14 protein-coding genes are annotated in these 21,192 nt (G+C 68.8%); 13 read left to right on the plus strand and 1 reads right to left on the minus strand.

Annotated features, from left to right (window positions below):
• Nucleotides 1–31 precede the first annotated feature (31 nt).
• The 7 genes from MYSTI_RS33905 (at nt 32) to MYSTI_RS33935 (ending at nt 11,804) form a co-directional block, all read left to right on the plus strand.
• Entirely contained in the window at nt 32–1,933 is a 1,902-nt protein-coding gene (locus tag MYSTI_RS33905) for a transketolase (RefSeq protein ID WP_015352360.1), read from the plus strand.
• 33 nt (nt 1,934–1,966) lie between these two features.
• Nucleotides 1,967–4,417, plus strand: coding sequence for a WD40 repeat domain-containing protein (locus tag MYSTI_RS33910; RefSeq protein WP_015352361.1), 2,451 nt, complete (start codon nt 1,967–1,969; stop codon nt 4,415–4,417).
• Nucleotides 4,418–4,481: 64 nt separating this feature from the next.
• Nucleotides 4,482–6,047, plus strand: a complete 1,566-nt coding sequence (locus tag MYSTI_RS33915) for an FAM151 family protein (protein WP_015352362.1) — start codon at nt 4,482–4,484, stop codon at nt 6,045–6,047.
• A 122-nt stretch (nt 6,048–6,169) separates the two neighbouring features.
• Entirely contained in the window at nt 6,170–8,149 is a 1,980-nt protein-coding gene (locus MYSTI_RS41165; RefSeq protein WP_169558688.1) for a discoidin domain-containing protein, read from the plus strand.
• 138 nt (nt 8,150–8,287) lie between these two features.
• Nucleotides 8,288–9,055, plus strand: coding sequence for a hypothetical protein (locus MYSTI_RS33925; RefSeq protein ID WP_015352364.1), 768 nt, complete (start codon nt 8,288–8,290; stop codon nt 9,053–9,055).
• Nucleotides 9,037–9,744, plus strand: a complete 708-nt coding sequence (locus tag MYSTI_RS33930; protein ID WP_015352365.1) for a carboxypeptidase regulatory-like domain-containing protein — start codon at nt 9,037–9,039, stop codon at nt 9,742–9,744. Before MYSTI_RS33925 ends, MYSTI_RS33930 begins: the two co-directional genes overlap by 19 nt.
• A gap of 41 nt (nt 9,745–9,785) precedes the next feature.
• Nucleotides 9,786–11,804: an adenylate/guanylate cyclase domain-containing protein gene (locus MYSTI_RS33935; RefSeq protein WP_015352366.1), complete on the plus strand. Its 2,019-nt coding sequence runs from the start codon at nt 9,786–9,788 to the stop codon at nt 11,802–11,804.
• 36 nt (nt 11,805–11,840) lie between these two features.
• Here the strand turns inward: MYSTI_RS33935 and gstA are convergent, their stop codons facing one another.
• On the minus strand, nt 11,841–12,449 hold the full coding sequence (gene gstA / locus MYSTI_RS33940) for a glutathione transferase GstA (RefSeq protein ID WP_015352367.1): 609 nt from the start codon (nt 12,447–12,449) through the stop codon (nt 11,841–11,843).
• A 151-nt stretch (nt 12,450–12,600) separates the two neighbouring features.
• Between gstA and MYSTI_RS33945 the strand changes: the two genes are divergently transcribed.
• From MYSTI_RS33945 to MYSTI_RS33970, 6 genes are all read left to right on the plus strand, one after another.
• On the plus strand, nt 12,601–13,005 hold the full coding sequence (locus MYSTI_RS33945) for a winged helix-turn-helix transcriptional regulator (RefSeq protein WP_015352368.1): 405 nt from the start codon (nt 12,601–12,603) through the stop codon (nt 13,003–13,005).
• A gap of 185 nt (nt 13,006–13,190) precedes the next feature.
• Nucleotides 13,191–14,801 (plus strand): LVIVD repeat-containing protein, encoded by a 1,611-nt coding sequence (locus MYSTI_RS33950; protein ID WP_015352369.1) that lies wholly within the window; start codon nt 13,191–13,193, stop codon nt 14,799–14,801.
• A gap of 88 nt (nt 14,802–14,889) precedes the next feature.
• The gene (locus MYSTI_RS33955) at nt 14,890–15,966 is read left to right on the plus strand and encodes an LVIVD repeat-containing protein (RefSeq protein ID WP_015352370.1); all 1,077 of its coding nucleotides are present in this window, start codon (nt 14,890–14,892) and stop codon (nt 15,964–15,966) included.
• A gap of 57 nt (nt 15,967–16,023) precedes the next feature.
• Nucleotides 16,024–17,631 carry an LVIVD repeat-containing protein gene (locus tag MYSTI_RS33960; protein ID WP_015352371.1) on the plus strand — a complete coding sequence of 536 codons (1,608 nt, stop codon included), beginning with the start codon at nt 16,024–16,026 and terminating at the stop codon, nt 17,629–17,631.
• A 153-nt stretch (nt 17,632–17,784) separates the two neighbouring features.
• Nucleotides 17,785–19,386, plus strand: a complete 1,602-nt coding sequence (locus MYSTI_RS33965) for an LVIVD repeat-containing protein (RefSeq protein ID WP_015352372.1) — start codon at nt 17,785–17,787, stop codon at nt 19,384–19,386.
• 173 nt (nt 19,387–19,559) lie between these two features.
• Complete coding sequence (locus MYSTI_RS33970) at nt 19,560–21,188, plus strand: LVIVD repeat-containing protein (RefSeq protein WP_015352373.1); 1,629 nt, start codon at nt 19,560–19,562, stop codon at nt 21,186–21,188.
• Nucleotides 21,189–21,192: the final 4 nt, after the last annotated feature.

Raw genomic sequence — 21,192 nt, forward strand, 5'->3', positions numbered from 1 at the left:
CCTACGAGGGTCCCCAGCCTGGAGAGAGACGATGGCAGACGCCCTGGCAGAGCTCGCCGCGCAGCTTCGTGTCGACAGCATCCGAGCCACCACGGCCGCGGGCTCCGGACACCCCAGCTCCTCCATGTCCGCGGCGGACATCGTCGCGGTGCTGTTCCAGAAGTATCTGCGCTTCGACTTCCAGCACCCGAAGTCCCCGGACAATGACCGCTTCGTGCTCTCCAAGGGCCATGCGTGTCCCGTCCTCTACGCCGCGTTCAAGGCCGCGGGGGCTATCGACGACGCGGAGTTGCTGTCGCTGCGCCAGTTCGGCAGCCGGTTGCAGGGCCACCCCAACCCGCACGTCCTGCCGCTCGTGGACGTGGCCACCGGCTCGCTCGGACAGGGGCTCGCCATCGGCGTGGGCATGGCGCTCGCGTCGAGGCTGGACCAGCGGCCCTCACGCGTCTACGTGATGATGGGCGACAGCGAGATGGCGGAGGGCTCCGTCTGGGAGGCGTTCGACAAGGCCTCGCACTACAAGCTCGATGGCCTCTGCGCGCTCATCGACATGAACCGCCTGGGACAGACGGGCGAGACGGAGCTGGGCTGGAATGGCGAGGCGTATGCCGCCCGGGCGCGCGCCTTCGGCTGGCATGCGCTGACGGTGGACGGGCATGACCTGGACGCCATCGACCACGCGCTGGCGGCGGCGCTCGCGACGGCGGGCCAGCCCACCTGCCTCGTGTTCAAGACGGAGAAGGGCCATGGGTACTCGCTCATCGCGAACAAGGAGGGCTGGCACGGCAAGGCCCTCTCCGAGGACCAGGCGCGCGACGCCATCCGCGAGCTGGGCGGAGAGCGCCACGTCCGCGTCGAAGTGAGGAAGCCCGAAGCGGGCCGGCCCGGGGGGAAACCTGCCGCCGCGCCGCTGAAGCTCCCGCGCTACACGCCCGACGAGAAGGTCGCCACCCGCAAAGCGTATGGCGATGCGCTGCGGGCCCTGAGCGACGCACACCCGGACGTGGTGGCGCTGGACGCGGAGGTGTCCAACTCCACGTTCTCGGACGAGCTGCGGGAGGCCCATCCCCAGCGCTACTTCGAGATGTACATCGCCGAGCAGAACATGGTGGCCACGGGCGTGGGCATGGCGGTGCTGGGCAAGCGCGTCTTCGTCAGCACCTTCGCCGCGTTCCTGACGCGCGCGTATGACCAGATTCGGATGGCGGCCGTCTCCAACGCGACGCTGCACCTGTGCGGGAGCCACGCGGGTGTCTCCATTGGAGAGGACGGTCCCTCGCAGATGGGCTTGGAGGACCTGGCGATGATGCGCGCCGTCTGCGACAGCACGGTGCTCTATCCCTGCGACGCCCACCAGACCGCGCGGCTCATGGCGCAGCTGGTGGACCGTCCCGGCATCACCTACCTGCGCACCACGCGTGCCAAGACGCCCGTGCTCTACGCCGCCTCCGAGGAGTTCCCCATCGGCGGGTGCAAGGTGCTGCGTCGCTCCGACCGCGATGTGGCCACGGTGGTGGCCGCGGGCATCACGCTGCATGAAGCGCTGGAGGCGCATGCGCGGCTCCAGGACCAGGGCATCTCCGTGCGCGTCATCGACCTGTACTCGGTGAAGCCGGTGGACGCGAAGACGCTGCGCCAGGCCGCGCGCGAGACGCAGGGACGGCTCGTGGTGGTGGAGGACCACTGGGCGGAGGGTGGGCTCGCGGACGCGGTGCTCGAAGCGTTCACCGATGGCGCCGAGCCGCTGCCCACCGTGAAGCGCCTGGCCGTGCGCAAGATGCCCGGCTCCGGCAAGCCCGAGGAACTCTTGAGCGCGGCGGGCATCGACGCGCAGCACATCGTCCAGGAGGTCCTCGCCATGAAGGACGCCTCCGTCTCCACGGGCGCGCCTGACGCCCCACGGAAACGACAGCCCGGCAAGCCCGCCCATTGAACCTGGGAGAGCCTCACCGCGAGAATGGGCGCGATGACCTTCGACCTCTCGTCCCTCACCGAGCTCTCCACCCTCGAACACCTCGTGAGCACCCAGGGCGTTGAGGCGCTGCTCGCCGCGCTCGACACCGCGCTCGCCCAGACTCCCGCGGACGCGCGCGTGCTCGAGGAAGAAGGTCTCACCGTGGGCGCGCGGACGCTCCGGCTCCTGCGCCGCGCCATCGCGCTCGACGCCGACTTCCTCCGCGAGCACCCCGAGGCGCTCTTCCAGAGCCTCTACAACCGGCTGCGCTGGTACGACGCCCCCGACGCCGCGGCCCACTACGACACGCAAGGCCCGGGCCCCTGGGAGCATCCCGACGCGCACCTCCATCGCCTCGCGGCGCGGTGGCGACAACAGCGAGAGGCGGCGGGAGGCGGCGCGTGGGTGGAGTCCCTGACGCCCTTGAGCGGCTCGCTGGATGGCGGGGACCAGCACTTCTCCCACGACGAGCGGGTGGAGGCGGTGGCCTTCAGCCCTTGCGGGAAGAAGCTCGCGACCACCTCCAGCTCCGAGGAGGAGAACATCCACCTCTGGGACGTCGTCACGGGGAAGTGCCTCCGGGTCCTGGAGGGCCATGACATCGGAGAGATCCTGGGCCTGGCGTGGAGCCCGGATGGCAAGAAGCTCGCGTCGGGCTCTCGCTCCCATGACGCCCGCGTGTGGGACGTGGAGACCGGCGAGCTCCTGCATGACTTCCCGAAGCAGGAAGGCCGGGTGACCTCCGTGGCCTTCAGCCCCGACGGCAAGCTGCTCGCCGTGGGCAACCTCGGCTGGCGTGTCCACCTGTTCGACCTGGAGTCGGGCGAGAAGGTCCGCACGCTCAAGGGACATCAGCAGTCCGTGCTGTGCGTGGCCTTCCATCCCTCGGGCCGGCTGCTCGCGTCGGCGGCTTCGGACGACACGGTGCGCATCTGGGACATGACGACGGGCGCTCAGGTGGCATCCATCACCACCAACGCGACCCCTCGCTCCATTGCGTTCAGCCCCGATGGAGAGCGGCTGGCGTACTCCGTGCTCGAAGGTGTCGCCATCGCGGAGACGCAGCACTGGACCCCGCTGGAAGGACTGTGGGGGACGATGGGCTGCACGAACATCGCCTGGCTGGGGACGACCCACCTGGGCATGCTCGCGCCCAGACAGGTGCTGGTGCTGGACGCCCACACCCGCGACACGGTGTGGTCGCGGACCTATCACCCGAACACCTCGGGGAACGCCCTGGCCTTCTCGCCGGACCGCAAGCACTTCGCGCTGACGGAGTCGACCCAGGTGCTGGTGAGCGAAATCCACGCCCAGCCACCGCCGACCCTCAAGAGCCAGGGGCAGCCCGTGAAGGACCTGCTCGGCGCCCCAGAGGCCGCGGGCCTCATCGTCAAGCTGTCGGACCAGAACGCCGTCGTCGACGCGCGAGGGCAGGTGCGCGAGTTCCCCGCCAGCAGCATGGGCGGAGGCCAGAAGTCGTGGAGCATGAACCGGGACGCCACGCTGGCCGCCTTCCCCATCGTGAACTTCCATGAGGAGCCCCGGCGCCGCGCCATCCAGTTGTTCGACCTGGTGAGCCTGGCTCCCGCGAAGGAGCTGACCGCGAAGCCGCTCGAGGGGCGCGACACCGCGAGCCGGATGCTCCAAGAGAACGTCGTGGCCTTCTCGCCCGATGGAGCGCTGCTCGCGGGCACTGTCGAGTTGGGTGTGGTGCGCCTCTGGAGCATCCCCGATGGGCGCTTGCTCCACACGCTGAAGGGCCCCGCCAATCCCGTCACCTCGCTCGAGTTCACCCCCGACGGCGCCCTCCTCCTGACGGGCTTCGCCGAGGCCTCCCATCTCCTGGTGCATGACGTGAAGACGGGGGCGCTCGTGCACACCACCAAGGTGGCCTTGAAGCCCACACCCACCTATGCCGTGGCCTCGGCGGCCCCTCGCCTCGCCGTGGGACGAAGCTCGGGAGAGCTCGCCCTCTTCGAGCTGCCCACGGGCACATCCCGCTTCATCCAGGTCTCCAACGAGACCGTCGTCGCCGTGGCCATCTCCTCGGATGGCACGCGGGTGGCCGCGTCCGACATGGATTCGTGTGTCCACGTCTACGACGCCACCACCGGAGATGAGCTCTACCAGGTGCCCCACCCCGAGCTGCCCTACGCGCTCGCCATCGAGGCGCCGCTCCTGGTCACCATGTCCGAGGACCACCACGTGCGTTTCTTCGACCTGGCCACCGGGGCGCCTCGCGCCGACGTGGAGGCCAGCACGGACCCGCTGGACGTCATCCGGCGGCGCTACTGGGAAGGATTGGCAGACGGCCCGGTCGCCTTCCACCGTCGGATGGACCCCACGCCCCTCGCCCATTTCCAGGACGCGATGGAGGCCTGCTACATCCTCCGCGACGGCATCGCCGTGGGCCAGGGACGGACCCAGAAGGACTTCCTCTACGTCCTGAGGATTCACGAATAAATGAGCCACGCGGCGCCAGGGGCGCTCCACGAGATGAAGTCCCCTCTCTCCTGGAGCACACTCCATGGCCTCTTGGCTCGACATCGCCTTCCGCCGCCCCGTCCCCACGCCCCCGGTGCAGCAGCCGCAACCTCCGCCTGAGCAACCGGCGGCTCCGGCTCAAGCTCCGGCGGTGGGTCAGCCCACAAAGGACGAGTTCGTGGCGAGCACGAACGCCGCCACGGGGCCGGACCTCACGGGCGCGCCGCAATTCCAGACCCTGGCCGCCCCTCCCGAAGGCGAGAGCACGCCCTCCACGGGCCCCACCGCGAAGCCCGCGTCGGAGTACAACAGGCCGGGCGGAGTCGAGGGCGATGCGCTGGACGTGGACCTGGCCTTCAAGCAGGGAGGGCCCTCCCAGGCGGCGCAGACGCTGGCGGACCTCACGCTCAAGAACCGCGACGTGCCCGGCTATGCCGACTCGCTGCTCAAGGCCTCCGCTCCGACGCTCCAGGCCATCTCCGAGAAACTCGGTGAGCGCACGAGCAAGGGCGGCCTGGACGACAAGAAGAAGGACTCCTTCGGCAAGTACAACACCACCTACGAGACGCTGAAGGGCCTGTCCGTGGTCGCCGACAAGGCCGGCCCCGAGGGCCTGAAGCTCCTGGGCCAATCCCTCGCCTCGGCCACGCCGAACAAGGGCGAAATCAACCAGCTCGACGACAAGCTGAACGAGCTGGGGGACGAGAAGGTGCCGGGCCTGGAGAAGCTCGCGGGCACGCTCGTGACGGAGCTGGAGGCCACGGGCAAGAACAAGGCCGCGAAGGAGCTGCGCAAGGAATACAAGCCGCTCGCGGAGGTGCCCGCCGCGCCGCCCCCGGGCAACCGCTGGACGCCCGGCACGCCGCTGAGCGAGGCCAAGAACGCCCACACCACCAACACGCGCTCCGACTTCGACCACGCCAAGAAGGGGGACTACACCTGGTTCGAGGGTGACGTCCGCATGGAGTTCAACCGCGAGGGCAAGATCGAGATGCGTCACGACGAGGGCAACGAGACCGGCGACAACCTCACCCTCACGGAGTGGCTGAACAAGGGCAAGGAGCTGGGCGTCGGCCTCAAGCTGGATGTGAAGGACGACAGGGTCTTCAACAACCGCTTCCTGGAGGAGGTCCGCGCCTCCGGCGTCCCCGACAACAAGCTCATGTTCAACTACGGCTTCGGCAAGGCGGCGGCCGAGGGCGCCAAGACGCGAGCGATGTTCCCCGGCGCCACGCTCGCCCTCAACCCGCCCGGCGGCCCGATGAATGAGCAGGTGGACAAGCTCATCGGGCAGGTCACCAGCATCAACGACGCCAACAAGCTGCCGAGCACCGGCCCGAACAAGCCCCCCGTCACCTTCGTCTTCGAGTACGGCAAGCACCCCGAGGACCCGGCGCTCATCAACAAGCTGAAGGAGTACGGCACCATCTCCATCTGGCGCGGGAACAGCTTCCAGAGCCTGAGCGTCGAGGACTCGACGAAGAACCTCCGGAACCTCGGCATCGACGGGATGATCGACCTCAAGGAGAGCGTCGTGAGCTCCATCACCGAGACGGTCAAGGACACCGTCACGGACACGATCAAGGGCCTCAACCCCCGCCGGTTCTGACCTGCCGGCCTCGTGGCGCCCGGCCCGCGGGACGCCGGGCGCCACGCCCCATTCGTCTTTTACCTGCTATTGAAACACAATGACTGATGCAAGATGCAACCTCCACCCTCAAGGAGGACCTCTTGCAACGGCTCTCATCCCGACTCGGCGCGCTCGTGGCCTGCGCCCTCATGGGCTGCGGTACCCCTGAAACCACTGACGGCGCGACGCCGCCCGCCTCCCAGCGGGCGGGGCTGGACACGCCCGTCAACGTGACGCTGAACAAGCCGGCCACCGCCAGCGTCAGCCAGGACCCGTTCCGTCCGGAGTACGCCGTGGACGGCGACATCACCAACGACGATTCGCGGTGGTGCCCCGGCATCTACAACCCGACGCGCCTGCTCGACATCGACCTCCAGGGGACGTTCGACCTGGTCCGGATGGAGCTCTACACCGGTTACCGGGACATCCGCCCCATCAAGAGCTACGAGCTGCTCTACGACGATGGGACAGGCTGGAAGCCACTGCCCGGCGCCAGCCAGACGAACAACACCAGCATCGCGGTCTCCACCACCTTCCCGCAGAGCGTCACGGCGAAGAAGGTGCGCTTCTCCTGCACCGACACGCTGGCGGACAACTGCCGCGTGAAGGAGCTGTGGATCTTCGGCACACCCCACGAAGGGCAGGTCAACATCCCGCCCGTGGTCAACGCGGGCCCGGACCGCTCCCTCACCCTGCCCGTCACCAGCGTGAGCCTGGCGGGCAGCGCCACCGACGCGGATGGCGTCGTGAGCTCGCTGCTCTGGACGCAGGTGAGCGGCCCCGTGGCGACGCTGGCCAGCACCACCACCGCCACCCTGAGCGTGGCGGGCCTCTCCGTGGGCACATCCGTCTTCCGACTCACCGCCACGGATGACGCGGGAGCCTCGAGCTTCGACGACGTGAGCGTGACGGTGGCGCCCGTGCCGGATGTCCTCACCAACGTGGCGCTCAACAAGCCCGCCGTCGCCGGCACCTCCTCCGCGTCCTACCCCGCGCCGCTCGCGGTGGATGGCTCGCTCACCACCCGGTGGGAGTCCGCCTACGCCTTCATGACGCACAACTCTCTCGACGTGGACCTCCAGGGCCCGCACGAGGTGAGCAGCGCGGAGCTGCACATGTCCGTCTCCGCGAGCTCCGCGTTCGCCATGCCCGCCTTCGAGCTCCAGGCGTGGGACGGCGGCTGCTGGAAGACCATCCCGGGCACCGTCGTGGAGGGCAATCCCCTCACCACCACCCTGAGGACCCTCACCTTCACCGCGCCGGTCATCACCGACAAGGTCCGGGTCGTCTGCAAGGACAAGCCCTACTGCCGCCTGCGCGAGCTCAAGCTCATGGGCAAGCCCAGCACCGTCACGCCCACCGGCCCCACCACCTGCGCCGCCGGACAGCAGACCGTGGTCCGCAACCTGCGCTACGACTACGCGCTCTTCCTCCCCGCGCAGTACAACGACGACCGCACCACGACGTGGCCCGTCATCCTCTCCCTGCACGGCGTGGGCGGCTCCACCCTCACGACCGACCGCACCGCGGTGCACTCCAACCCCGAGGGTCTGGCCAGGCAGTTCAGCTCCGCCAGCTTCCGCGCGGCGATGAAGGCCATCGTCATCTCGCCCAACCAGCGCATGCCGTTCACCAACAGCGGGGATGGCTGGTTCAACAATGCCTCGGTGCTCGCGCTGCTGAATGACGTCAAGCGCGACTACCGCATCGACCTGGACCGCGTGTACCTCACCGGCCTGAGCGGCGGCGCCAACAACGGCTTCGAGATGCTCCTCGCCTCCACGGCGGAGTTCGCGGCCTTCGTCCCCATCGCCATCACCCACAACTTCGTCACGAACCCCAACCTGTGCAGCCTGAAGACGCTGCCCATCTGGGCCTTCCAGGGCGGCCTCGACGAGCCGTCGCGCGCCACGGGCATCAAGACGCAGCTCGACACGGCGTGCGGCGCCGGCCCCAGCGCCATGCGTGACGTCACCGTCTATCCCGGCGCGGGCCACAGCGGCGCCACGTGGGACACGGCCTACGCCACCCTGCCGCTCTACGACTGGCTGCTCCAGCAGCGCATCAGTCAGCGCCCGTAGCCGTCTCTCCGTGAGACAAGGGCTGCCGGTGTCTCATCGACGCCGGTGGCCCTTGCGTGTCGCGGGGACTCGCCAGCCCCCAGGCAGGATGTGCTACGCACCGTCTCATCACCTTCCGCGACGTGGGTGGGAGACCGAATGCAAGCAGTCCGCTGGGTGGTACTGGTGGCATGCATCCTGGGCGTGTTGGGGGCGTCTCCCGCGCAGGCGGGGCAGAGGTCCTTCATCTGGACCTTCGACACCGACATCGTCCCCAAGGGTGACGTGGAGCTGGAGCAGTGGCTGTGGGCGCGCAGCCGCTCCCCGGGCGAGCCCGAGCGGCCCTCGGCCTACTGGCTCTGGTGGGCTCCCGTGCTGGGCATGAGCCAGCACCTGGAATTGGCCATCCCCTTCCAGGTCCGAGCCACCCGAGGCATCACCGAGCTGGACTCCTTCGAAGCGGACTTCCGCTACCGCCTGTTCCCGCGAGGAGATGATCGCCCGTTCCAGCCGCTCGTCCGCGCCGTCTGGCATCAGTCCGTCCGAGGCTCCAGCCCCTCGCGCGTGGACCTCAACCTCGTGGGCTCCTACCAATGGGAGGGCGGCCTGCGCGTGGCGCTGGACCTGGGCACCCAGGTGGGCATCCCGGGCCTGCGCGGCGGTGACGCCCCCGTGCGCATCCTGGGCACCTACTCCGCGGGGGTGTCCTATCCGCTCATCGCGGACGAGCTGCGCCTCTCCGTCGAGTCCTTCGGCGAGTTCGGCCTGAAGGAGCTGGACCACGACCCGCGCCTGTTCGTCGGGCCCAGCGTGGCGTGGACCTTCGGGCGCATGTGGCTGACCGCGGGGACGCTCGTCGGCCTGACGTTCGCCTCCTCCGATACGCCCCGTTTCATGCCGAGGCTCATATGGGCAGTCGCCCTCTAACGCTCCTCCTCCTCGCGGGCCTGCTCTCCGCACCGCTCGCACGCGCCGAGACAGGCGTCGTCCAGGGCGAGGTGCGCGTCTTCGTCCAGAAGCCCGACGGCTCGACGCAACCGAAGGAGGACCGCTCCGGCGTGGTCGTCTACGTCACCGGCTACACCGAGGAACCACCCGCGGAGGTGGCTCGGATGAACCAGCGGAACAAGACGTTCTTCCCCGCCGTGCTGCCCATCGTCGTGGGACAGAAGGTGGAGTTCTCCAACCGGGACGTGGTGCTGCACAACGTCTTCTCCCGCTCCGTGGCGCGGCGGTTCGACGCGGGCAAGAGCCGGCCGGGCGAGAGCTACTTCGAGACCTTCACGAAGACGGGCATCGTGGACGTCTACTGCGACATCCACGAGCAGATGGTGGCCACGGTCGTCGTGGTCCCCAACCGCGCGTTCGCGGTGACGGACAAGGACGGACGCTTCGAGCTTCGCGGCGTGAAGCCAGGGCGCCACCCCCTCTTCGCCGTGCACCGGCGCGACGCGAAGAGCGACATCGCCCGCGCGGAGGTGGTCGTGGCGGCGGGCGGCACGACGAGCGCCACGCTGGAGCTCACGGAGACCCACGCCGACGCCCCCCACCTGGACAAGCGCGGCAGGAAGTACCTCCCCCGCGCGGACGGCTACTCCGACAAGGCGGGCCCGTAGGCTCGCGGGGCGGCCCTGGGGGCGGCTATCCTCACCGCCCGGTGACGCTCACCCGAAAACTCATCCTGGCCTTCGTGGCGCTCGCGGGCGCGTCGCTCATCAGCGCGCTGGTGCTCACCACGCTCGCGGTGGAGTCCGCCGCCAAGCAGAAGATCGCCAGCGACCTGGAGCGCACGCTGGAGGCCTTCCAGCAGCTCTCCCGCGCCAGCCAGGAGCGCATCCGCGACGTGGCCGAGGCCCGCACGCTGGACCGCTCCTTCAAGGACATGTCGCTGTCGGTCAACTCCGTGGACGACGAGGCGGGGCTCGGCGACGCGACCTCGGAGACCAAGGGCATCCTCTACGCGCGCGAGGTCATCGTCTCCGCGGACACGGAGGCCTTCGGCTGGAGCCGCGACGCCTCGCTGCCCTGGGCCTTCTTCAACGCCAGCGGGCGGCTGGTCTACACCCACGCGGACCCCGAGCAACTGGGTGAGCAGCCGCTGGACCTCCCGCTCCTGGCCACCGCGCTCGAGAGCGGTCCCACCTCCGCGCTCTGGTCTCCCGCGCAGCTCCAGAAGCTCCCCTTCACCTTCGTCGCCCCCGGGCAGGTGCGCGAGGGAGACCTGCTGCTCGTCCATGCCCAGCCCGCCTACGGCGCCAACCGGGGCCCCATGGGCGTGGTGCTGTCCGGGCAGTGGGTGAAGGACGTGCTCCTGGGAGACCCCCTCGCGCCCCGGACGCCGGGGCCGCAGATGGCGGACACCCGGGCCCGCTTCGCCTTGCGCGCCGAGGACGGCGCCACCGCCTCCCAGCTCCCCCCGGGCACCACCCTGGACTGTCACGGGCTCAAGCCCGGGGAGACGCGCGACGTGCACCTGGGGAGCACGCACTACCTGGTGCGCGGAGGCATCCTCAGCGGCGTGGATGGGACGCGGCTGGGCGAGGTGTTCGTGCTGCGCGACTTCGACGCCGAAATCACGCCCGTGCTCCAGCGCTTCCGTCGCTGGCTGGTGCCCACGGCGGTAGGCATCGCCCTGTTCGCGCTGGCGGCGGCGGTCTTCATGGCGCGCGGGCTGGCCTCGCCGCTCGTGCAGCTGGAGGCGGCGGCGGGACGCGTGCGGCTGGGAGACCTCACCGTCGAGGTGCCCGTGCGCGGCACCGACGAGGTGGGCCGCGTCGCGCAGTCCTTCAACGAGATGGTCAGCGGCCTGCGCCAGCGGGACCAGATCAAGGGCCTGTTCAAGCGCTACCTCGCGCCGCAGGTGGTGGACGAGCTCATCAAGAACCCGGAGAAGGCCGCGCCGGGTGGAGAGCGCAAGCTGCTCACGGTCCTCTTCAGCGACCTGGTGGGCTTCACGTCCTTGAGCGAGCAGCTCAGCCCCGAGGAGCTCGTCGCCCTGCTCAACACCTACTTCGAGCAGGCCACGGGCGTGCTCACGAAGCACGGCGCCACGCTCGACAAGTTCATCGGCGACGCCATCATGTGCTTCTGGAACGCGCCGCTGCCGCTGGAGGACCATGCGGCCCGCGCGTGCCTCACCGCGCTGGACCTGGTGGCGGTGGTGGACCGGCTGTCGCCGCTGTTCGAGGCGCGGGGCCTGCCTCGGCTCGACTGCCGCATCGGCATCAACACGGGCCACGCGGTGGCGGGCAACCTGGGCTCCAGCGCGGCGCAGGACTACACCGTGATTGGCGACACGGTGAACCTGGCCTCACGGCTGGAAGGCGCCGCCAAGGTCTACGGCACGCGGACACTGGTGGCCGAGGAGACCCTGCTCGCCGCGCGCGGCGCGGTGGTGGCCCGGGAGCTGGACCTCCTGCGCGTCAAGGGCAAGCAGCACCCCGTCCGGGTCTTCGAGCTGGTGGGCACCGCGGGCACGCCCCTGCCTCCGCAGGTCGTGCGCTTCGCCGAGGGGCTCGCCCTCTACCGGGCCCGCCGCTTCAACGAGGCTCGCGCCGCCTTCCTCGCCTCGCCCGACGACGTGCCGTCGCAGCGCTTCGCCGCCCGGTGCGACAGCCTGGAGGTGACGCCGCCCCCGGAGGACTGGGACGGCGTCTTCACCCTCGACAGCAAGTAGCGGGCGCTCCCCGACGTCCGGGAGCGGCCCACCGCCTCACACCAGCAGGCCTTCCGCCTTGAGCGCCTCGCGCACGGCGGGACGCGCGGCGACGCGCTCCTGGAACGCGAGCACGTTGGGGAAGCCCGACAGGTCCAGCTGCACGAACTTCGCCCAGCGCGTCACCGTGAAGAGGTAGGCGTCCGCGGCGGTGAACGTGTTGCCGAAGAGGTACGTCCGGCCCGCCAGGCGCTCCTCGATGAGCTTGTAGCGCTTCTGCAGGTACGCCTTGCGCTCCTCGCGCGTGGCCTCGGGCGTCGCGGGGCTGAAGAGCGGCGAGTAGGTCTTGTGCAGCTCGGAGTTGATGTAGCCCAGCATCTCCTGCTGCTGATAGCGCTCGCGGGTGCCGGCGGGCGCGACCAGGCCGGACGCGGGGCGCTGGTCACCCAGGTACTGGACGATGGCGGGACCTTCGGTCAGCACGTCGCCGGGCTCGAACTCGAGGGCGGGCACATAGCCCTTGGGGTTCACCTTCCAGAAGTCTCCGCCGCCCTCCATCACCTTCGTCTGCGTGTCGACCTTGGTGAACTGCAGGTCGAGGCCCGCCTCACGCGCGACGATGTGGGGAGAGAGCGAGCAAGCGCCGGGAGCGAAGTAGAGCTTCATGGGTTTTCCTCGTGGCTGGGGTGAAAAGGCGCCGCGAAGGTAACGAGGGGAGTTACCGAAGGATAGTAACGAGACTATGGTAACGGTGCTTTCCACTCACCCGGCGGTAACTACTCACCACCTGGTAACCACCCGCCGTCTGGAGTCATCGATGTCGCTCAAGCAGAGGAAGAGCAAGGCCCCGCCGCCGCCTCCGGGCTGTCCCATGCGCACGTGCATGTCGCTGCTGGGCGGCGTGTGGACACCCAACGTCATCTGGCATCTGTCGGGGGGGCCTCGGCGATTCGGTGAGCTCATCAAGGACATCCCGGGCATCTCCCCCAAGGTGCTCACCACGCGCTTGAGGGAGCTGGAGGCCAAGGGCGCCGTGGCGCGCGAGGTGCAACCCACGTCGCCTCCGTCGGTGGAGTACGCGCTGTCGGAGCTGGGCATGGAATTGGTGCCAGTGATTGACGCCATCGTCCGAGTGGGCACGCGGCTGAAGCACCTGAATGGGGGACAGTACCCGGAGGAGGCGACGCGCTCGGTGAAGCGGCGGGCCGCGTCCGCAACCTAGACACCTTGCAAGGCCCTCCACCCGGAAGCGTCCACCCGGGGCCCATTTCGCATTCACGACGCAACTGTCAATAGATGACGAGTGTAGCCCCTGAGACACATGGCCTGACGCTGGAGATCAGCACCTCGCGTGGATGAATAGGCTTGGGTCCCCACCCCAAGCTGGGCCCTCCCAAGAGGTCTCCGATGGCAGCTCCCCCGCGACGCTTCGGTGTCTTCCTCGCAGCCCTGCTGGTCACCCTCCTCCCCGCCTGCGACGACCCGAAGCCGTCCCCGCCCGACGCGGGTCCGTATGTCTGGGATGGCACCTACGAGGAGCTCGAAGACCGCGGAGAGTGGCTCGACCCGGGCCGCCCCCTCGCGCCGTGCACCTTCGACACCCGCAACGCGACCGGAAGCTCCTGCGAGGACCTGGCGCGCTTCGACACGTCGGCGTGCTCCCCGGCGGCGCTCGCCGCGGTTCCCCTGGAGGGCATCTATCAGAGCAGCCTCCGCACGGTCCGGCCACTCGAGGATGGTGGGACCCGGGCCTCGGCCACATCCATCGGCTTCCGTCTTCAGGACAGCGCGGCGACCAGCACGATGCATGACAGCCCCCTCCTCCATCAGGACACGCGCGGAGGCCGATTCATCGTCACTGGGAGGCACCCGTACGACGAGACCATGATCACCACCCTGGTGGGCTGCCAGACGCCCGCCCCGCACATCATCACCGGCTGCTATGCCCGTTGCAGGGACAACCGGCTCGCCGCCAGCGGAACGTTCGAGGCGCGCCGCCTCGCCCGGCAACATGGCGAGCCCGAGTCCTCGGGAGGCATGACCCTCGTCGCCGAGCGTCCCGTCTCCCTGGGCATGCCCGTGGACGTCTATGTCACCCAGGGCCACGCCTATGTCGTCTCCGTCTTGCGGCCTGGAAGAGTGGGAGGGCTCTCCGTCTTCGATGTGGCGAACCCCCGCAATCCCATCCTGCGGACCACCATCAGCCTGCCCGGCGACAGCTATTGGAATGGCGTCTGGGCCAAGGGACATGCCCTCTACATCGCGAGCGGAGACCGCGGGACGCTCGTCTATGACATCTCCCAGCCCGCCGACCCGCTCTTCGTCCGCGCCCTGACGACGGGCCCCGAGAACGTCACCCACACCGTGCTCGTCGACGGAGACCGGCTCTACTCCATGTCCCCGATGACGGGCACCTTCGTCTATGACCTCACCACACCCCTGGACCCGGTGCTGCGCACGGTCATCTCCTTCCCGGAAGAAATCGGGCAGGACGGGCCCCATGACGCCTTCGCGTACGAGAACCGCCTGTACCTCAGCCATGCATCGGGCAGGTACATCATCGCGGACGTCTCCAACCTGGATGAAGTCCGGCTGCTGGGCCAGTACGACGGTCGCCAGTGGGCCCACCACAACGCGGTCGGCACCTTCGCGGGGAAGACCCTCGCTTTCGAGGCCGGCGAGTTCACCGGCTCCCATCTGCGCGTGCTCGACGTCACGGACCCGGCTCGCATCGCGCTGATAGGCGAGTTCCGCATGCGGCAGGTCCCCTCCATCCACAACCTGATTCTGCGCGGCCACCGGCTCTACATCGCCTGGTACCACGAGGGCCTGCGCGTGCTGGACGTGTCCAATCCCACCCGGCCCAAGCAGGTGGCCCACTACCACACGTACCGGGAGGAGGACCCTCACCGGGGAGACAGCCTCTTCGAGGGCACCATCGGCATCCGCGTCCCCGGGGACGGTTACATCTACGTCGTGGACACGTCCCGGGGCCTGCTCGTCTTCAACGAACTCTAGTCCGCATAAGTTCTTCGCAAGACCCCTGAACCCTGGACGCGGATAGGCTCGAGTCCGCCCATCCGCGTGGGCATCCACGAGGATTCCGATGGCGGTCCCCCCGCGCCGACTCCAGCTCGTCCGCCCCTGTCAGTTGCTCGCCGGCGCCTCCGCGCGCAACGACGACACGCCGACGTCGGAATCCGCGGGCGCCACCTCCACCGCCCTCCCCTTGCTCTCCGAGCGCGCCATCCCCGTGGGGATGCCCGTGGACCTGGACGTCGCCCAGGGCCACGCCTACGTCGTCTCCATCACCCGGGAAGGCAGGACCGGAGGGCTCAGCGTCTTCGACGTGACGAACCCTCGCAATCCCATCCTGAAGACCACCCTCAGCCGGCCGGAGGACGACGGCGGAACGTCCGTCCGAGCCAAGGGCCCCGCGCTCTACATCGCCCACGAGCGGGGGACACGCGTCTATGACATCTCCCGGCCCACCGACCCCGTCCTCCTGCGCACCCTGTCGACGGGAGAGCTGGGCACCTGGATGGCACTCGTGGAGGGCGACCGGCTCTACTCCCTGGTCCCGGGCGCGGGCATCCAGGTCCATGACGTCACCGACCCGCTGAACCCCACGCCGCTCGCCGTCGTCGACACGCCGGAGGACGCGGCACGAGGCGGGCCGGAGGACTTCGTCGTCGACCAGGGCCGCCTGTACTTGAGCGACGCGCTGGCGGGGTACTGCGTCCTGGACATCAGGAACCTGGAGGACGTCCGGCTGCTGGGCCAGTATCGCCCCTCGAGCCTCGGCGACGGCCATCACAGCGCGGTGGGCCTCTTCGAGGGAAGGCGCATCGCCTTCGAGGCGGGCGAGCGCCCCGCGCCCCACGTCCGGGTGCTCGACGTCACAGAGCCCGCGAACATCACGAAGCTGGGTGAGTTCCGCCTGCAGCAGTCCTCCTCCATCCAGAACCTGCTGCTGCGCGGCGACCGCCTCCATGTCGCCTGGAACGAGGAAGGGCTGCGGGTGCTCGACGTGTCCAATCCCTCTCTCCCCCGGGAAGTGGCCCACGGCCACGTGGACGCGCGCCCCCAGAACACCGTCGGACTCCACCTCCCCGGTGATGGCCATGCCTACGTCGTGGATGCCGCACGAGGGCTGCTCATCTTCGAGGACTTGCAACAGTAGGACCCAGACAGACTTCAACCTCACGCCCCTGAGCAGGGTTTCGCCTCGAGACCTCCCATGGCTGTCATTCCTTGCCGCATCAGGATGCTCCTCGCCGTGCTGTGGTTCCCCTTCCTCGCCGCCTGCGACGATGACTCGAAGCCGTCCTCTCCCGATGCGGGCCCATCTGTCTGGGATGGCACCTACGAGGAGCTCGAAGACCGCGGAGAGTGGATTGACCCGGGCCACCCCTTCGCGCCTTGCGCCTTCGACACACGCAATGCGAATGGGCAGTCTTGCGAGGAACTGGCGCGCTTCGACACGTCCGCGTGCGCCCCGGAAGCCCTCGCCACGATTCCCCTGGAGGGCGTCTATCAGAGCAGCCTCCGCGTCGCGCTACCGCTCGAGGGCGGCGGAACCCGGACCTTCGCCATGCCAGCGGGCTTCCGGCTTCGCGACACCGCGGCGACCAGCACGATGTTCAACCAGCCGCTCGTCCATCAAGACACGCAGGGAGGTCGCTTCACCCTCATCGGCCGGCCCCTCCATCGCCGGGAGACCACCACCCTGGTGGGCTGCCAGACCCCCGCCCCTCACGTCATCACCGGCTGCTTCGCCGTGTGCAGGAATGACCGGGTCTACTTCAGCGGCACCTTCGAGGCACAGCGCATCGCCATGCACCCCGGCGAGCCTGCTTCGTCGGAGGAACTGACTCCCCTCGCGGAGCACCCCATTGCCCTGGGCATGCCGGTGGATGTCTATGTCACCCAGGGCCATGCCTATGTCGTCTCCATCTCCCACGCGGGCAGGGCGGGAGGTCTCACCGTCTTCGATGTGACGAACCCTCGCAACCCCCTCCTCAAGACCCGCATCAGCCTTCCAGAGGCCAACTGGAATGGCGTCTGGGCCAAGGGCAATGCCCTCTACATCGCCAGCGAAGACAGGGGAACGCTGGTCTACGACATCTCCCAGCCCGCCGACCCCCTCTTCCTCCGCGACCTGCCGACGGGCGCGGCCTACGGCACCCACACCGTGCTCGTCGACGGTGACCGGCTCTACTCCATGGCCCCCTTGGCGGGAACCTACGTCTACGACGTCACCTCGCCCCAGAATCCCGTGCTGCGCACCGTCCTCTCCTTTCCGGAAGAGGTCGGTGAAGACGGGCCCCATGACGCCTTCGCGTACGAGAACCGCCTCTACCTCAGCCACGGGGCGGGCGGATACATCGTCACGGACGTCACGAGCCTGGACGATATCCAGACGCTGGGGCAGTACAACCAGGGCAGCTGGGCGCACCACAGCGCGGTCGGCACCTTCGCGGGGAAGACGCTCGCCTTCGAAGGAGGCGAGACCAACGGCTCCCATCTGCGCGTGCTCGACGTCACCGACCCGGCTCGCATCGCGCTGATAGGCGAGTTCCGCATGCGGCAGAGCACCTCCATGCACAACCTGATTCTGCGCGGCCACCTGCTCTATGTGGCCTGGTACCACGAGGGCCTGCGCGTGCTGGATGTCTCCAACCCCACCCGACCCAAGCAGGTCGCCCACTTCCACACGTACCGGGAGGAGGACCCGACCCGCGGGGACAGCCTCCTGGAGGGCGCCATCGGCATCCGCGTCCCCGGTGACGGGTACGTCTACGTCGTGGACACGTCCCGGGGCCTGCTCATCCTCGGGGAACACTGAAACACTTGCAACTTGAGTACCACACCGAGCCCGGAGCCCCTGAAACCCGGCCGGGTGTGGCAACTCCCCTTCACGGAGCAACCATCTCCCGCCCCTCTCCAGCGGACCCGGCGGTTCGACTATCCGGAGGTCTCCCTCATCTGGAGGCCTCCCGTGCCAGCCACATCTCGTTCACTCAGCTCGCTTCTGGCCCCGTTGTTACTGTTGTCACTGACGGGGTGCGACGACGACCCCAAGCCCTCCCCACCCGACGCGGGCCCCTACGTCTGGGATGGCACGTACACGGAGATGGCGGACCCGGGCGACTGGGTCGACCCCGGCGCGCCCTATGCCCCCTGCACCTTCGACTCCGCGAACGCGGGAGCCACGGCCTGCGAGGAGCTGTCCCGCTTCGATGTCTCCCGCTGCGACAAGGAGGCGCTCGCCGCCCTGCCACAGGAGGGCATCTACCAGGGCATCGTGCGCAACGAGATTGTCCTCCGGGATGGCGGTGTCCGCGTCATCTCCACCGACCTCACCGTGCACCTCCAGGGCGAGGACGCGGGCACGATCTTCGGCCAGCCCCTGCTCCAGCGCGACACCCAGGGGGGTGACTTCGCCCTCGTCGGCCAGTTGCCGGTGACGTCCTCCACGTTCGCCGTGGTGGGCTGCCAGCGACCAGCCCCCCACATCATCACCGGCTGCATGGCGACCTGCCGCCGGGGGGCCTTCGTGCGCATGAGCACCTTCGAGGCCCACCGGGTCGCCAGGAGCGGCGAGCCCGAGTCCTCCGGTGGGCTGACGCCGCTCGGCGAGCACCGCGCGGCGCTCGGCCAGGCCGTGGATGTCCATGTCACCCAGGGCCATGCCTACGTCGTGTCGCTCAGGCACCGGAACCAGCCCGGCGGCCTCACCGTCTTCGACGTGAGCAACCCCCGCGCGCCCCTCCTGAAGACCTCCATCAGCCTGGAGGGCAACAACGACTGGAACGGCGTCGGGTCCAAGGGCAACGCGCTCTACATCGCCGGCAACGGGACGGGGACCCTCGTCTATGACATCTCCCAGCCGGGCAACCCCGTCTTCATCCGGCTCATGCCGTCGGGGGACTACGGCACCCACACCGTGCTCGTCGACGGCAACCGGCTCTACACCATGGGCATCACCACCCATGTCTACGACCTGGCGGACCCGCTCAACCCCGCGCTCCTCACCGTCATCTCCCTACCCGAGGACGCCACGGGAGGCGGCTCCCATGATGCCTTCCTGTATGAGCAACGCCTGTACATCAGCAATTCATTTGGCGGCTACGCGGTCGTCGATGTGTCGAACCTGGAGGAGGTCCGCGTCCTGGGCCGGTATCTCCGCCCGGACCAGAGCTTCGCGCACCACAGCGCGGTGGGCACCTTCGGCGGGAAGACCATCGCCTTCGAGGGTGGCGAGATGAGCGCGTCCCACGTGCGCGTGCTCGACGTCACCGACCCGGCGCACATCGTGAAGATCGGTGAGTTCCGCATGCGGGAGGTCACCTCCATGCACAACCTGGTGCTGCGAGGGAACCTGCTCTACGTCGCCTGGTATCAGGAAGGCGTGCGGGTGCTCGACGTGTCCAACCCCACCCAGCCCCGGCAGGTGGCCCACTACCAGACGTACCGGGAAGAGGACCCGGGCCGAGGCGACAGCAACCTGGAGGGCGCCTTCGGCCTCACGCTTCCCGGGGATGGGCACCTCTACGTCGCGGATTCCTCCCGGGGCCTGCTCATCTTCGATGAGCGCTGAGCTTGCAACCTGAAGACCACGCCGGGCCCGGACCCCTCGGGGACGGGTCTGGCGTGGCACTTCCCCCTCACGGAGCAACCATCTTCGTGAGGGGCGGGGCATTTTGTACTCCTCATTTTCCCAGGGAGCGGTGGTTCGACTATCCCGAGAGGCCCTCTCTCTGGAGGTTTTCCGTGACCGTCTCCCTTCGACTCCTCAGCCCCCTCCTGGCATCCCTGCTGGCCCTGCCGCTGGCGGGATGCGACGACGACCCCGCGCCCCCGACTCCCGATGCAGGCTCGCCGGATGCGGGCCCCTATGTCTGGGATGGCACCTACACGGAGCTGGCGGACCCGGGCGACTGGATTGACCCGGGCGCCCCCTATGCCCCCTGCTCCTTCGACGCCTCGAGCCCGGACAGCGGCATCTGTGAGCAGGTGTCCCGCTTCGATGTCTCGCAGTGCGACCGCGGTGCCCTCGCCGCCCTTCCGCAGGAGGGCATCTACCAGGCCGTGGTCCGCAACGAGACCCGGCTCACCGACGGCGGCGTGCTCGTCTCCCTCGGCGGCTTCGGCATGCGGCTGCTGGCCGAGAACGCGGGCACGAGCACGATGTTCGACGCGCCCCTGCTCCACCGGAACACCCAGGGGGGCGACTTCTCCGTCACGGGCCAGGCCGCCCGGACCGGGACGATGTACACGGTGGTGGGCTGCAAGACACCCGCCCCTGGCGTCATCACGGGCTGCATCGCGACCTGCCGCCGCGGAGTCTTCACCCGGGCGGGAACCTTCGAGGCCCACCGGGTCGCCAAGGGCGGTGAGCCCGAGTCGTCCGGCGGCCTGGAGCTGCTGTCCGAGCAGCGCGCCGCGAGCGGCCACGCCGTGGATGTCTATGTCACCAAGGGCCACGCCTACGTCGTCGCACTGGCCTTTCAAGACAAGCCGGGTGGACTCACCGTGTTCGACGTGAGCAATCCCCGGGCGCCCCTGCTGAAGACCTCCATCAGCCTGCCCAACAACGCGAACTGGAACGGCGTCTGGGCCAAGGGTGACGCGCTCTACGTCGCGGGCCTGGGAACGGGGACCCACGTCTTCGACATCTCCAACCCCGCTGCCCCCTCGCTCGTCCGCATCATGCCTGCGGGGCGCAGCGGCATGCACACCGTGCTCGTCGACGGCAACCGGCTCTACGGCGCGGGCACGGGCGTGGGCACCCATGTCTACGACATCACGGAGCCGCTGAACCCCGTGCTGCGCACCGTCTTCACGCTGCCCGAGGACGCCTCGCTTGGAGACCCGCACGACTCCTTCGCGTACGAGGGCCGCCTCTACATCAGCAACTCGTCCGGCGGTTACACCATCGTGGACCCCACGGACCTGGACAACGTCAAGGTCCTGGGGACGTACATGCGCCCGGACGAGGGCTTCGCCCACCACAACGCGGTGGGTACCTTCGGCGGGAAGACCATCGCGTTCGAGGGCGGCGAGTTCGCTGGCTCTCACGTGCGCGTGCTCGACGTCACCAACCCCGCGCGCATCGTGAAGATTGGCGAGTTCCGCATGCGGCAGACCACGTCCATGCACAACCTGATCCTGCGCGGCAACCTGCTCTATGTGGCGTGGTACCAGGAAGGGCTGCGCGTGCTGGACGTCTCCAACCCCACCCAGCCCAAGCAGGTGGCCCATTACCAGACGTTCCGCGAGGAGGACCCGGACCGCGGAGACAGCCTCTTCGAGGGCGCCTTCGGCATCCGCGTCCCGGGGGATGGCTACGTCTATGTCGCCGACTCCTCCCGAGGACTGCTCATCTTCAAGGAGCTCTGAAGCT

The organism is Myxococcus stipitatus DSM 14675, assembly GCF_000331735.1.
Classification (GTDB): domain Bacteria; phylum Myxococcota; class Myxococcia; order Myxococcales; family Myxococcaceae; genus Myxococcus; species Myxococcus stipitatus.

What these genes read in the sequence shown, in the direction of transcription:
- MYSTI_RS33945 (WP_015352368.1), top strand. Translation starts at nt 12,601, where the DNA reads ATGTCGCTCAAGCAGAGGAAGAGCAAGGCCCCGCCGCCGCCTCCGGGC.
- MYSTI_RS33925 (WP_015352364.1), top strand. Translation starts at nt 8,288, where the DNA reads ATGCAAGCAGTCCGCTGGGTGGTACTGGTGGCATGCATCCTGGGCGTG.
- MYSTI_RS33910 (WP_015352361.1), top strand. Translation starts at nt 1,967, where the DNA reads ATGACCTTCGACCTCTCGTCCCTCACCGAGCTCTCCACCCTCGAACAC.
- MYSTI_RS33950 (WP_015352369.1), top strand. Translation starts at nt 13,191, where the DNA reads ATGGCAGCTCCCCCGCGACGCTTCGGTGTCTTCCTCGCAGCCCTGCTG.
- gstA (WP_015352367.1), bottom strand. Translation starts at nt 12,449, where the DNA reads ATGAAGCTCTACTTCGCTCCCGGCGCTTGCTCGCTCTCTCCCCACATC.
- MYSTI_RS33955 (WP_015352370.1), top strand. Translation starts at nt 14,890, where the DNA reads ATGGCGGTCCCCCCGCGCCGACTCCAGCTCGTCCGCCCCTGTCAGTTG.
- MYSTI_RS33930 (WP_015352365.1), top strand. Translation starts at nt 9,037, where the DNA reads ATGGGCAGTCGCCCTCTAACGCTCCTCCTCCTCGCGGGCCTGCTCTCC.
- MYSTI_RS33905 (WP_015352360.1), top strand. Translation starts at nt 32, where the DNA reads ATGGCAGACGCCCTGGCAGAGCTCGCCGCGCAGCTTCGTGTCGACAGC.
- MYSTI_RS33915 (WP_015352362.1), top strand. Translation starts at nt 4,482, where the DNA reads ATGGCCTCTTGGCTCGACATCGCCTTCCGCCGCCCCGTCCCCACGCCC.
- MYSTI_RS33960 (WP_015352371.1), top strand. Translation starts at nt 16,024, where the DNA reads ATGGCTGTCATTCCTTGCCGCATCAGGATGCTCCTCGCCGTGCTGTGG.